We start from the raw sequence: 12036 nt of genomic DNA, 5'->3' as shown, positions 1-12036 counted from the left end.
CGCCGCCGCGCCAGCACAAAGAGACTCCATATGCTCGCCACCATTTCCATCCGCGCCAAGATCATCAGTGTCGTGGCGTTCCTGCTGGTCGCGATGGCCGGCATGGGCCTGCTCGCCGTCGTGAAGATGCGGTCGATGAATGCCAACACCGTCGACATCACCACGAGCTGGATGCCCAGCGTGCGCGTGCTCGGCGACCTGCGTGCCGGCGTCATCACTTACCGCAACGTCATCCGAGAGCACATGCTGTCGGAAACGCTGGACGAGAAGCTCGCGGCAGAGAAGACGCTTGCGACCGTGATCGAGGCCAACACCAAATTCCGCAAAACTTACGAGGACATGATTACCTCGCCTGAAGAACGGGCACTCTACGGTGAATGGTCCAGGTTCTGGGACGATTACAAGAAGGGCACCCAGGAGGTCATGGCGCTGTCGCGCAAGGAGGCCGGCAAGGTCCCGCACGAGGCGCATGAGCTGAACACCAAGACGGTCAACAAGATCGGGCTTCAGGCCGACGAGGTTCTGCGCAAGGACATCGAGCTCAACACCAAGGGTGGCGACCAGGCCGCGCAGGATGCCGCCAACAGCTACTATTATGCCTTCATGCTGGTCGCGATCATTCTCGGCGCCGCCGTCCTTGTCGGCTCCGGCGTTGGCTTCTACCTGGTGCAGGACGTCTCGAACGGCATCAACTCGATTACCCAGCCGATGCAGGCACTCGGCAAGGGCGACCTTTCCGCCGAGGTTCCGCACCGTGGTGAGAAGACCGAGATCGGCGCCATGGCCGACGTGCTCCAGATCTTCAAGGACGCGCTGATCGCCAAGAAGGCCGCCGACGAGGCTGCCGCCGCCGATGCCGAAGCCAAGATCGAGCGCGGCCGCCGCGTCGACAACATCACCCGCGAATTCGAAACGATGATCGGCGAGATCGTCCAGACCGTGTCGTCGGCCTCGACCCAGTTGGAGGCCTCCGCCTCGACGCTGACCTCGACCGCCGACCGCTCCCAGCGGCTGGCGACCACGGTTGCCGGAGCGTCGGAGGAGGCCTCGACCAACGTGCAGTCGGTGGCCTCGGCCACCGAGGAGATGGCCTCATCGGTCGGCGAGATCAGCCGTCAGGTGCAGGAATCTGCGCGGATGGCGGGCGACGCCGTCGGCCAGGCGCGCACCACCACCGAACGCGTCAGCGAGCTCTCCAAGGCAGCCTCGCGCATCGGCGACGTCGTCGAGCTCATCAACACCATCGCCGGCCAGACCAACCTTCTGGCGCTGAACGCGACCATCGAAGCCGCACGCGCCGGCGAAGCCGGCCGCGGCTTTGCGGTCGTCGCCTCCGAGGTGAAGGCGCTCGCCGAGCAGACCGCGAAGGCGACCGGTGAGATCGGCCAGCAGATTTCCGGCATCCAGGCGGCGACCAACGACTCGGTCGGCGCCATCAAGGAGATCTCGTCGACCATCGAGCGTCTGTCGGAGATCTCATCGGCGATCGCGGCGGCCGTGGAAGAGCAGGGCGCGGCGACCCAGGAGATCGCCCGCAACGTACAGCAGGCGGCGCAGGGCACCCAGCAGGTCTCCTCCAACATCACCGACGTGCAGCGCGGCGCGACCGAGACCGGCACGGCCTCCTCGCAGGTGCTGTCGGCGGCGCAGATGCTGTCGAACGACTCGAACCGGCTCAAGACCGAAGTCAGCAAGTTCCTGACCAACGTCCGCGCGGCCTAGGCTGGCAGGCACGGAATTCCTGAAAGCGGCGTCCGCGGGCGCCGCTTTTTTTACGCGGGGAACAGCGGCTTCTGTCATCTTTCGGGCCTGAGCTGCATATCTGGAATGCGATTTCGCAGTGCGATAGCAGGGAAGTTACCGCAGGTGCCGCAGCGTCGTTGGCCATTTGTGCGGTCTTCAGGTAAATCAGCCGAGGAACCCGCGGGGGCGGTGTTTCCGGTCCCTGATCTGGAATTGCCCAACGAATGATTGCTCTGGTCCGTATTGCCCTGAGCCGGCCCTACACGTTTGTCGTGCTCGCGCTCCTGCTTCTGATCATCGGACCGCTGGCGGCGCTGCGGACGCCGACCGACATCTTCCCGGACATCCGCATCCCCGTGATCGGGGTGGTCTGGCAATACACCGGCCTGCCGCCCGACCAGATGTCGGGTCGCATCACCACGCCGTTTCAGCGCGCGCTGACGACGACGGTCAACGATATCGAGCACATCACCGCCAATTCCTATAACGGCTTTGGCATCATCAAGATCTTCTTCCAGCCGAACGTCGACATCCGCACCGCCAATGCGCAGGTCACCGCGATCTCGCAGACGCTGATCAAGCAGATGCCGCCGGGCGCGACGCCGCCTCTGATCCTGAACTACTCCGCCTCCACCGTGCCGATCGTCCAGGTGGCGCTGTCGGGTGACGGCCTGACCGAGCAGAACCTCGCCGATATCGGCATCAACCAGCTCCGTACTCCGCTGGTCACCGTGCCGGGTGCTGCGATCCCGTATCCGTTCGGCGGCAAGCAGCGCCAGATCCAGATCGACCTCGACCCGACCGCGCTCCAGGCCCGCGGCCTGTCCGGCCAGGACGTCGCCAACGCGCTCGCGGCCCAGAACCTGATCACGCCGGTCGGCACCCAGAAGATCGGGCAGTTCGAATACAACATCCAGCTCAACAATTCGCCGCTGAAGATCGAGGAGCTCGGCAATCTGCCGATCAAGACCGTCAACGGCGCGATGGTCTATGTGCGCGATGTCGCGACTGTGCGCGACGGCAACCCGCCGCAGACCAACATTGTCCATGTCGACGGCAACCGCTCGGTGCTGATGATGGTGCTGAAGGCGGGCGCGACCTCGACGCTCGACATCATCGCAGGCATCAAGCAGAAGGTGATCGACGTCAAGGACCAGCTGCCGGACGCGCTCAAGATCGGCTTCATCGGCGATCAGTCGGTATTCGTCCGCGGCGCCATCGAAGGCGTCGCGTTCGAGGGCGTGATCGCGGCGCTGCTCACCAGCGTCATGATCCTGCTGTTCCTCGGCAGCTGGCGCTCGACCGTGATCATCGCGGTCTCGATCCCGCTCTCCGTGCTCGGCGCCATCATCATGCTGTCGGCGATCGGCGAGACGCTGAACATCATGACGCTCGGCGGCCTGGCGCTCGCCGTCGGCATTCTCGTCGACGACGCCACCGTCACGATCGAGAACATCAACTACCATCTGGAGCAGGGCAAGCCGGTCGAGCAGTCGATCCTCGACGGCGCCAACCAGATCGTGACGCCAGCCTTCGTCTCGCTGCTCTGCATCTGCATCGTGTTCGTGCCGATGTTCTTCCTCACCGGCGTGGCGCGCTTCCTGTTCGTGCCGATGGCGGAAGCGGTGATGTTCGCGATGATCTGGTCGTTTCTGCTGTCGCGCACGCTGGTGCCGACCATGGCCAACTATCTGTTGCAGGCACATGTCCATCACGTGGACGGTCCGCCGAAGTCGCGCAATCCCCTGGTCTGGTTCCAGCGCGGTTTCGAGGCTCGCTTCGAGCGTATTCGCGGCGGCTACCACAATTTCCTCGGACTCGCGCTCGCGCACCGTCCGGTGTTCGTGATCGGCTTCCTCTGCGTGGTCGGCGCGTCCTTCGCGCTGGTGCCGTTCCTCGGGCGCAACTTCTTCCCCGCGGTCGATGCCGGCAACATCCTGATGCACGTCCGCACTCAGGTCGGCACCCGCGTCGAGGAGACCGCGAACCAGCTCGCCGACGTGCAGAAGGCGATCCGCAAGCTGATCCCGGGCGAGATCGAAACGCTGACCGACAACATCGGAATGCCGATCTCCGGTATCAACATGACCTACAACAACACCGGCGTGATCGGCCCGCAGGATGGCGACATCCAGATCAAGCTGAAGGAAGGCCACAAGCCGACCGAGGAGCATGTGCGCGTGCTGCGAGAGCAACTGCCGCGGCTGTTTCCCGGCGTCAGCTTCGCCTTCCTGCCGGCCGACATCGTCAGCCAGATCCTGAATTTCGGCGCGCCGGCGCCGATCGACCTGCAGATCCGTGGTGGCAATCTCAGCGCCAACTTCGCTTATGCCAACAATCTGCTGGCCAAGGTCCGCAGGATTCCCGGCGTCGCCGATGCGCGCATCCAGCAATCGCCGAACAATCCGACCTTCAACATCGACGTCGACCGCACCCGCGCGCAATATGTCGGCCTGACCGAGCGCGACGTCACCAACAGTCTCGTGGTCAACCTTGCTGGCTCCTCACAGGTGGCGCCGACCTACTACCTCAATCCGGATAACGGCGTGTCCTATTCGATCGTGATGCAGACGCCGCAATACCAGATGGATTCGCTCAGCGCGCTTCAGACGCTGCCGATCACGGCGGCCGGCAATTCGCAGTCGCCGATCCTCGGCGGCATCGCCGACATCAGGCGCTCGACCTCGAGCGCAGTGGTCTCGCAATACGACATCCAGTCGATGGTGCAGATCTTCGCCACGACCTCGGGCCGGGATCTCGGCGCGGTCGCGACCGACATCCGCCAGGTGATCGCCGACACCGCCAAGGACGTGCCGAAGGGCTCTTCCGTGGTCCTGCTCGGCCAGGTGCAGACCATGAACAGCGCCTTCACCGGCCTGCTGTTCGGCCTGCTCGGCGCGGTCGTCCTGATCTATTTCCTGATCGTCGTGAACTTCCAGTCCTGGTCCGATCCGTTCGTGATCATCACCGCGCTGCCCGCAGCACTCGCCGGCATCGTCTGGATGCTGTTCGCCACCGAGACGACGCTGTCGGTGCCGGCGCTGACCGGCGCCATCATGTGCATGGGCGTTGCCACCGCCAACAGCGTGCTCGTGATCTCGTTCGCGCGCGAGCGCTACGAAGAGCTCGGCGATCCCATCGCCGCGGCGCTGGAAGCCGGCTTCGTCCGGTTCCGCCCGGTGCTGATGACCGCGCTCGCCATGATCATTGGCATGGCGCCCATGGCCCTTGGGCTCGGCGAGGGCGGCGAGCAGAATGCGCCGCTCGGCCGCGCCGTGATCGGCGGCCTGATCTTTGCAACCTTCGCCACGCTGATGTTTGTTCCCGTGGTGTTCAGCATGGTACACAAGAAGCAAGGCGCCAAAGCCGCCGCCTCCCTGGAGACCCCGCATGTCGCCCACTGAATCCCGCTCCCCGGTGTCGCACCGGAAACTGGGCATCTTCGGCGTGGTGGCGCTGATCGCGGCGGGCCTGGTCGTGGGCACCGGCATCCGTGCCCGCGAGGAGCAGGGCTCCAAGCTGAAGGCCTGGACCGATGACCAGGCCATTCCCAGCGTCGCGGTGACGCTGCCCAATGCCAAGGCTCTCAATGCGACCATCGACTTGCCGGGCCGTCTCGAAGCCTATTATCGCGCGCCGATCTTTGCCCGCGTTCCCGGCTATCTCAAAAGCTGGAGCGCCGACATCGGTGCGCGGGTGAAAGCCGGTCAGGTGATCGCCGAGATCGAGGCGCCCGACCTCGACCAGCAACTGCTTCAGGCCCGCGCCGACCTCGCCAGCCAGCAGTCCAGCGCCAGGCTGTCGGAAGCCACCCTCAACCGCCGCAAGACGCTGGTCGCCTCCAACTTCGTCTCCGCGCAGGAGATCGACGAGCGTACCGCCGATCTCTCCAACAAGAACGCGGCGGTTCGCTCGGGCCAGGCCAATGTCGAGCGGCTCGAGGCGCTGGCCGGTTACAAGAAGATCACCGCTCCGTTTGACGGCGTGGTCACGGCGCGCGACACCGACGTCGGTGCGCTGATCAATTCAGGCGGCGGCTCGGGCCCGGCGATGTTCGTGGTCTCCGACATCACCAAGCTGCGCGTCTACATCAACGTGCCCCAGAACTACGTGCCCGCGATCAAGATGGGGGCCAAGGCCGCCATCGTGCTGCCGGAGTATCCGAACCGGACCTTCCAGGCGACGGTGGAGGCCTCCTCGCAGGCGGTTGACGTCGCCTCCGGCACGACGCGCATGCAACTCGGTCTCGACAATTCCTCAGGCGAGCTGATGCCCGGCGGCTACGCCAGCGTGAAGCTCAGCCTGCAGCGCGACTCCGCGCCGCTCAGCATTCCCGCCAGCGCGCTGATCTTCAACGGCAGCGGCCTGCGCGTCGCAACCGTCGGTCCGGACGACAAGGTGCTGTTCAAGCCCGTGACCATCGCCCGCGACCTCGGCCGCGAGATCGAGCTTGCCTCGGGAATTGCAGCGGATGATCGCGTCATCACCGCACCACCGGACGGCCTTTCCGACGGCGACCAGGTCCGCGTCACCGGCACCGGCGCCAAGGGCAAGCCGGCGACCGCGTCGGAGAAGCAGGCGCCGAAGGGGTAGGGCGAGTTTGTAGGGTGGGTTAGCGAAGCGTAACCCACCACTGTTCGTCTTCGCGCAAGCAAAAGAGGTGGGTTACGCCTTCGGCTAACCCACCCTACGAGACTACGCCACCCGCCACTCCGGCACGCCATCCGCAGCCATCGCGATCTCGCCGAGCGAGCCCACCGGCGTGCGGTCCATGTTCAGCAGATGCGCCAACGTCGCGGTATCGCTCGCGGGAATCCGCGCCAGTGTGCGCCTGTCATCTTCCGTCCGCAGCATCGCCACGCCGTGCTCGACATCGCCGGCCCGGCCGTAGAGCACCGTAAAGCTCTCGACCTTGCCTTTGCCCGAGACATCCGTGACGAACTCCGGCACCGCGCGCCTGTTGCCGTCCGCCGCCGCCTGCACGCTCGTCTCCTGTGCCAATGCTTCACGCGGCGGCACTTTCGACACCACCAGCGCATGATGCTTGGTGACGAAGCCGCCCTGGCCGTAGAGCAGGCCGAGCGTTGCGCCGTCGCGCACCCGCCGCACCATCGCGCAGGCGGCATGGGTCATGTAGGTGTTGAGCGGCGCACCGAAGAAGGTGAGGCCGCCTGTCACGGTCGGCTGCACGTCGGCACCCAGGCCCAGCGTCCGCCGCGCCATCTTGGGCACGCACGGGAAGCAGCTATAGAGCTCGATCGCATCGAACGTCTTGCCGTCGCCGCCGGCGAGATCCATCACGGCCTTCAAGACGGCATTCTGCGAATGGCTCTCGTAAAACTGGTCGCGCAAGAGATAGTCGCGCGGCTCCTCGGCCGAGGCGCCGCCGAGCGGGTAGACGAGCTTGTCCTCGGCGATGCCGGCCGCACGCGCCCTGGCGAGGCTGGTGAGCAGCAGCGCGCCGCCCATGTTGACGCCGGGGTTTGCGACCATGAGCTTGTTGTAGGGCCAGGCGATCAGGCGGTTGTCCGCGGTCGGCGTCGTGATTTCGTCGGGCGCATAGCGCCGCTTCAGCCAGGCATTTGGATTTTGCGCGGCGGCTTCCGAATAGCGCGACCACAGCACGCCTGACTCCGCCATCGCCTCGCGCGGCGTCTGGCCCCAATGGGCGGATGATGCCGCTTCATAGAACGGATACACCGTGACCGGCCGGAACACGCCGAGCTTCACGGCCAAGGGTTTCTGGAACGCTGCGCCGCGCTTCGGCTCCTCGACGTCATGGGCGAACGGCGTCCATGGCAGCTTCGTGCCGGCGCGCTCCGCCTTGGTCGCCGTCGACTGTGCCTCCGCGCCGCAAACTGCGGCAACACTGCATTCACCGCGCGCGATGCGCTTTGCGGCTTCGTGGATGTAGCGGATCGGGCTCTCGCCGCCGACCGGGCCGTAATAGCAATGCGACGGCGAGATGCCGAGCCGTTGCGCCAGCAGCTGCTCCGGATCGCGATATCGCCAGCTCAGGAAGTTGACGACGTCGAGCGACTGCACCTCGCCGAGCAGCTTTGCGCCGGCATCAGCTTCCGCGCGCAGCAAGGCCTGTTCGAGCAGATCGAGCGGCTCGAGGCCGTCGGTAATCTCCTTTGGACGGTCGACGATCTCGCCGATGCCGACGATGACGGGGATTCGGTCTGGGGGGATGCTGCTCTTGTCGGTCATGGCCTCAATTCACAATGTCAGTTGTTTCGTCATTGCGAGCACAGCGAAGCAATCCAGAATCTTTCCGTGGGCAGCAGTCTGGATTGCTTCGCTGCGCTCGCAATGACGGTGTGTGGCAATCACTCCGCCACCAGCGCATTCATGTGCTCGACGGCTTCGGCAAACTCTTCCTTGAACTCCTGCACCACCGCGCCGGCCGACTTCACGCTGTCGATCAGCCCGACGCCCTGGCCGACGAAGTAACTCACGAGATCGCGCGCTTTCGCGTTGCCGCCCGCAGCGGCGCGGTCGATCGCGTTGAAGGCGTCACGGCTGACGATGCTTTGCAACGGCATCGGCAATGCGCCGGGGCTCTCGGCTGCGCGGTCCCAGGCGTCGGTCCAGACCGAGCGAAGTTGCCGCGCCGGCTTTCCGGTGCGGCCCTTCGAGCGCACCGCATCGCGCGACGACGCCGCGATCATCTTCTCGCGAAAGATCTCCGTGGTCTCGGCCTCGACGGTGGCAAGCCACACCGAGCCGGTCCAGGCGCCCGCGGCACCCATCGCCATGCAGGCCGCCATCTGCCGTCCCGTCATGATGCCGCCGGCCGCCAGCACCGGCACGTCGCGGATCTTCTTGATCGCCTTGATCACCTCCGGCACCAGCACCATGGTCGAGACCTCGCCGCAATGGCCGCCGGCTTCGGTGCCCTGGACCACGAGGATATCGACACCGGCCGCGACCTGCCGCAGCGCGTGCTCCTTGGCGCCGACCAGCGCCGCGACCGGCACGCCGTGCTTTCTGCCCATCTCGATCATCGCCTTCGGCGGCACGCCGAGAGCATTGGCGATCAGGCGGATCGGGTGCTTGAACGAGACCTCCAGCAGCTCCAGCGCGGTCCTGCCATCGAACGGCTGCGGCTGGTTGTCAGCGACCTCGGTGGTCGTGAGTTCGATGTCGTATTTCTTCAGGAGATCGCGCGTGTAGTTGCGGTGCTCCTGTGGCACGCGTGCTTCAAGGCTCTTCCAGGTGACGTTCTTCTCGCCCGCAGTCGAGATGTTTTCGGGGATCAGAACGTCGATGCCGTAAGGCTTGCCGTCGACGTGCTCGTCGATCCATTTCAGCTCGCGCTCCAGCGTATCCGGCGTGTGCACGGTCGCACCCAACACGCCAAAGCCGCCGGCGCGGCTGACGGCGGCGACGACATCGCGGCAATGGCTGAAGGCGAGCAGCGGGAAATCGATGCCCAGCATGTCGCAGATCGGCGATTTCATCGTTCTCTCCCGGCGGCCTCGCGTTGCTGTCATTGCAATCTTGAGCGAAGGCTCATCGACGCTAGACCATCGTCTCGCGCCATGCCAATCCGGATTTGGCGTCGCATCTTGCGTGCACACGCCGTGTTGCGCGAAGCCGTACGCCTGGCTCGACAGATGCGGGCTCTGGTGCAGGTCGTCCGCGGCGATGTCGAATGCATGACGCGGTCGCGAGGCCCGCGCCGGACGCAGGGCCGGCAGGGCTTGCCATCGGCCGTCCGTGGGCTAATTAATGCAAGCGCATCTTTTTCGCCGGAGCCCTTCACATGACCGACACCCCCGCCTACGTGCCGCCCAAGGTCTGGACCTGGAACAAGGAGAACGGCGGACAGTTCGCCAGCATCAACCGTCCCATTGCCGGTCCCACCCATGACAAGGAGCTGCCGGTCGGCAAGCATCCCTTCCAGCTCTATTCGCTGGCGACGCCGAACGGGGTGAAGGTCACGGTCATGCTGGAGGAGCTTCTGGCGCTCGGCCACAAGGGCGCGGAATACGACGCCTGGCTCATCAAGATCGGCAACGGCGATCAGTTCGGCAGCGGCTTTGTCGACATCAATCCGAATTCCAAGATCCCGGCGCTGATGGACCGCTCCGGCCCGGAGCCGATCCGGGTGTTCGAGTCCGGCTCGATCCTGTTCTACCTCGCGGAAAAGTTCGGCGCCTTCCTGCCGAAGGACATCAGGAGCCGCACTGAAGCGATGTCGTGGCTGTTCTGGCAGATGGGCAGCGCGCCTTATCTCGGCGGTGGCTTCGGCCACTTCTACGCCTACGCGCCGACCAAGATCGAATACGCCATCGACCGTTTCGCGATGGAGACCAAGCGCCAGCTCGACGTGCTCGACCGCCGGCTCGCCGACAACGAATATCTCGCGGGCAGCGAATACACCATCGCCGACATGGCGGTGTGGCCCTGGTACGGCGCGCTCGCCAAGGGGCTGGTCTATGGCGCCGGCGAATTCCTCTCGGTGCAGGACTACAAGCACGTGCAGCGCTGGACCGACCAGATCGCCAAGCGCCCTGCCGTCAAGCGCGGCCGCATGGTCAACCGTGTCTCCGGCGATCCCGCCAGCCAGCTCCACGAGCGGCATGATGCCGGCGATTTCGACACCAGGACGCAGGACAAGGTCGGCGAGGCCGCCGCGTCGTAGTCCCTTCGCCTCTCCCCGGAATTTGCGCAAGCAAATTCCCGGTGAGGGGGACTCTCCGCGAGTCCGACTGACAGCATCCTCGCGGAGACTCCCCCTCATCCCAACCTTCTCCCCGCAAGCGGGGAGAAGGGGAAGAAGATCACCCCATGCTCAGCTCGTGTCGTCCCACCACCATCCAGTGCACCTCGTCCGGACCATCCGCAAAGCGCAGATGGCGGACGTCCTGGTACATTTCGGCGAGCGGGGTCCAGTGCGAGATGCCGGTGGCGCCGTGCATCTGGATCGACTGGTCGATGATCTTGCAGGCGCGCTCCGGCACCATGGCCTTGACCATGGAGACCCAGACGCGGGCCTCCTTGTTGCCGAGCACGTCCATGGCCTTGGCGGCCTTCAGCACCATCAGCCGCATCGCCTCGATCTCGCAGCGCGCCTGCGCGATGATCTGCATGTTGCCGCCGAGATGGGCGATCTTCTTGCCGAAGGCTTCGCGGGTGAGGCCACGCTGCACCATCAAATCGAGCGCCTTCTCGGCCTTGCCGACGGTGCGCATGCAGTGATGAATGCGGCCCGGGCCGAGCCGGAGCTGCGAGATCTCGAAGCCGCGGCCTTCGCCAAGCAGAATGTTCTCCTTGGGTACGCGGACGTTGTTGAAGCGCATGTGCATGTGGCCGCGCGGCGCGTGGTCCTGGCCGAACACGTACATGGGGCCGAGCACCTCGACACCGGGCGTGTCGCGCGGCACCAGGATCTGCGACTGCTGCTTGCTCGGCGCCGCATCCGGATTGGTCTTCACCATCACGATGAGGATCTTGCAGCGGGGATCGCCGACACCGGAGATGTAGTACTTCTCGCCGTTGATGACCCATTCGTCGCCGACGAGCTTGGCGGTGGTCGAGATGTTCTTGGCATCGGAGGAGGCGACGTTCGGCTCGGTCATGACATAGGCGGAGCGGATCTCGCCGTTCATCAGCGGCTTCAGCCACTTCTCCTTCTGCTCCTTGGTGCCGACGCGCTCCAGCACCTCCATGTTGCCGGTATCAGGCGCCGAGCAGTTCATGCTCTCCGAGGCCAGCGGGCTCTTGCCGAGCTCGGATGCGATATAGGCATAGTCGAGATTCTTCAGGCCCTGGCCGGTCTCGTCGTCGGGCAGGAAGAAGTTCCAGAGGCCTTCCTGCTTGGCCTTGTTCTTGGCCTTCTCCAGCACCTCGAGTTGCTTCGGCGTGAAGCTCCAGCGGTCTTCCTTGCCCTCGCCGGCCTTGGCGAACTCGATCGACATCGGCTCGACGGTGTCGCGGATGAACTTCCTGACGTGATCGTAGAGCGGCCGCACCTGGTCCGACATCCTGAGGTCGTTAAGCTCGTCGCCGGGATTGAGGGTGTAGTTGGTGGTGCGGGGAATATAGGTGTGTTTTGTCATTGTTCCTCCCGGGGTCGCTGAGCTCGTTGGAGCCGGAGAATAGTCGCAGCGTCGCCAAAGTGCGAGCGCGCATTTTCCAATCCGAGCCATGCCATGCGATGGAATATCGCGAGGGCGTTTGAAATGTTGTTTGAATGGGCTGTTGAGGAGCCGTAGCCCGGATGGAGCGCAGCGCAATCCGGGACAGAGCGAGCGTTGCGCAACCCCGGATTACGCTGCGCTC

The 12036-nt window shown here is 64.9% G+C and carries 7 protein-coding genes; 4 read left to right on the top strand and 3 right to left on the bottom strand.

Going from position 1 to position 12036, the window contains the following annotated elements; all coding sequences use genetic code 11:
• The first annotated feature begins 30 nt into the window (after positions 1–30).
• The 3 genes from AC0L3J_RS09030 (at position 31) to AC0L3J_RS09020 (ending at position 6336) form a co-directional block, all read left to right on the top strand.
• Positions 31–1722 carry a methyl-accepting chemotaxis protein gene (locus AC0L3J_RS09030; RefSeq protein WP_456765276.1) on the top strand — a complete coding sequence of 564 codons (1692 nt, stop codon included), beginning with the start codon at positions 31–33 and terminating at the stop codon, positions 1720–1722.
• A gap of 245 nt (positions 1723–1967) precedes the next feature.
• Entirely contained in the window at positions 1968–5147 is a 3180-nt protein-coding gene (locus tag AC0L3J_RS09025) for an efflux RND transporter permease subunit (RefSeq protein ID WP_473346797.1), read from the top strand.
• Positions 5134–6336, top strand: coding sequence for an efflux RND transporter periplasmic adaptor subunit (locus AC0L3J_RS09020; RefSeq protein WP_456765275.1), 1203 nt, complete (start codon positions 5134–5136; stop codon positions 6334–6336). The genes AC0L3J_RS09025 and AC0L3J_RS09020 overlap by 14 nt, the downstream gene beginning before the upstream one ends.
• Before the next feature lie 102 nt (positions 6337–6438).
• On the opposite strand, the gene AC0L3J_RS09015 is transcribed toward AC0L3J_RS09020, so the two are convergent.
• Complete coding sequence (locus AC0L3J_RS09015; RefSeq protein ID WP_456765274.1) at positions 6439–7956, bottom strand: acetyl-CoA acetyltransferase; 1518 nt, start codon at positions 7954–7956, stop codon at positions 6439–6441.
• Positions 7957–8075: 119 nt separating this feature from the next.
• A complete protein-coding gene (locus AC0L3J_RS09010; protein WP_456765273.1) occupies positions 8076–9209 on the bottom strand; it encodes a nitronate monooxygenase in 1134 nt (377 codons plus the stop codon).
• 305 nt (positions 9210–9514) lie between these two features.
• Here AC0L3J_RS09010 and yghU point away from each other — a divergent pair, with 305 nt between their 5' ends.
• Positions 9515–10396 (top strand): glutathione-dependent disulfide-bond oxidoreductase, encoded by an 882-nt coding sequence (yghU, locus tag AC0L3J_RS09005; RefSeq protein WP_456765272.1) that lies wholly within the window; start codon positions 9515–9517, stop codon positions 10394–10396.
• 139 nt (positions 10397–10535) lie between these two features.
• On the opposite strand, the gene AC0L3J_RS09000 is transcribed toward yghU, so the two are convergent.
• On the bottom strand, positions 10536–11813 hold the full coding sequence (locus AC0L3J_RS09000; protein ID WP_456765271.1) for an acyl-CoA dehydrogenase family protein: 1278 nt from the start codon (positions 11811–11813) through the stop codon (positions 10536–10538).
• Positions 11814–12036: the final 223 nt, after the last annotated feature.

It is taken from the genome of Bradyrhizobium sp. Kon37, from assembly GCF_055807535.1.
This window is presented reverse-complemented; position numbering and strand designations above follow the sequence as displayed.

Coding starts and splice junctions, on each gene's coding strand:
- AC0L3J_RS09030 (WP_456765276.1), top strand. CDS start 31: ATGCTCGCCACCATTTCCATCCGCGCCAAGATCATCAGTGTCGTGGCG.
- AC0L3J_RS09010 (WP_456765273.1), bottom strand. CDS start 9,209: ATGAAATCGCCGATCTGCGACATGCTGGGCATCGATTTCCCGCTGCTC.
- AC0L3J_RS09020 (WP_456765275.1), top strand. CDS start 5,134: ATGTCGCCCACTGAATCCCGCTCCCCGGTGTCGCACCGGAAACTGGGC.
- AC0L3J_RS09015 (WP_456765274.1), bottom strand. CDS start 7,956: ATGACCGACAAGAGCAGCATCCCCCCAGACCGAATCCCCGTCATCGTC.
- AC0L3J_RS09025 (WP_473346797.1), top strand. CDS start 1,968: ATGATTGCTCTGGTCCGTATTGCCCTGAGCCGGCCCTACACGTTTGTC.
- AC0L3J_RS09000 (WP_456765271.1), bottom strand. CDS start 11,813: ATGACAAAACACACCTATATTCCCCGCACCACCAACTACACCCTCAAT.
- yghU (WP_456765272.1), top strand. CDS start 9,515: ATGACCGACACCCCCGCCTACGTGCCGCCCAAGGTCTGGACCTGGAAC.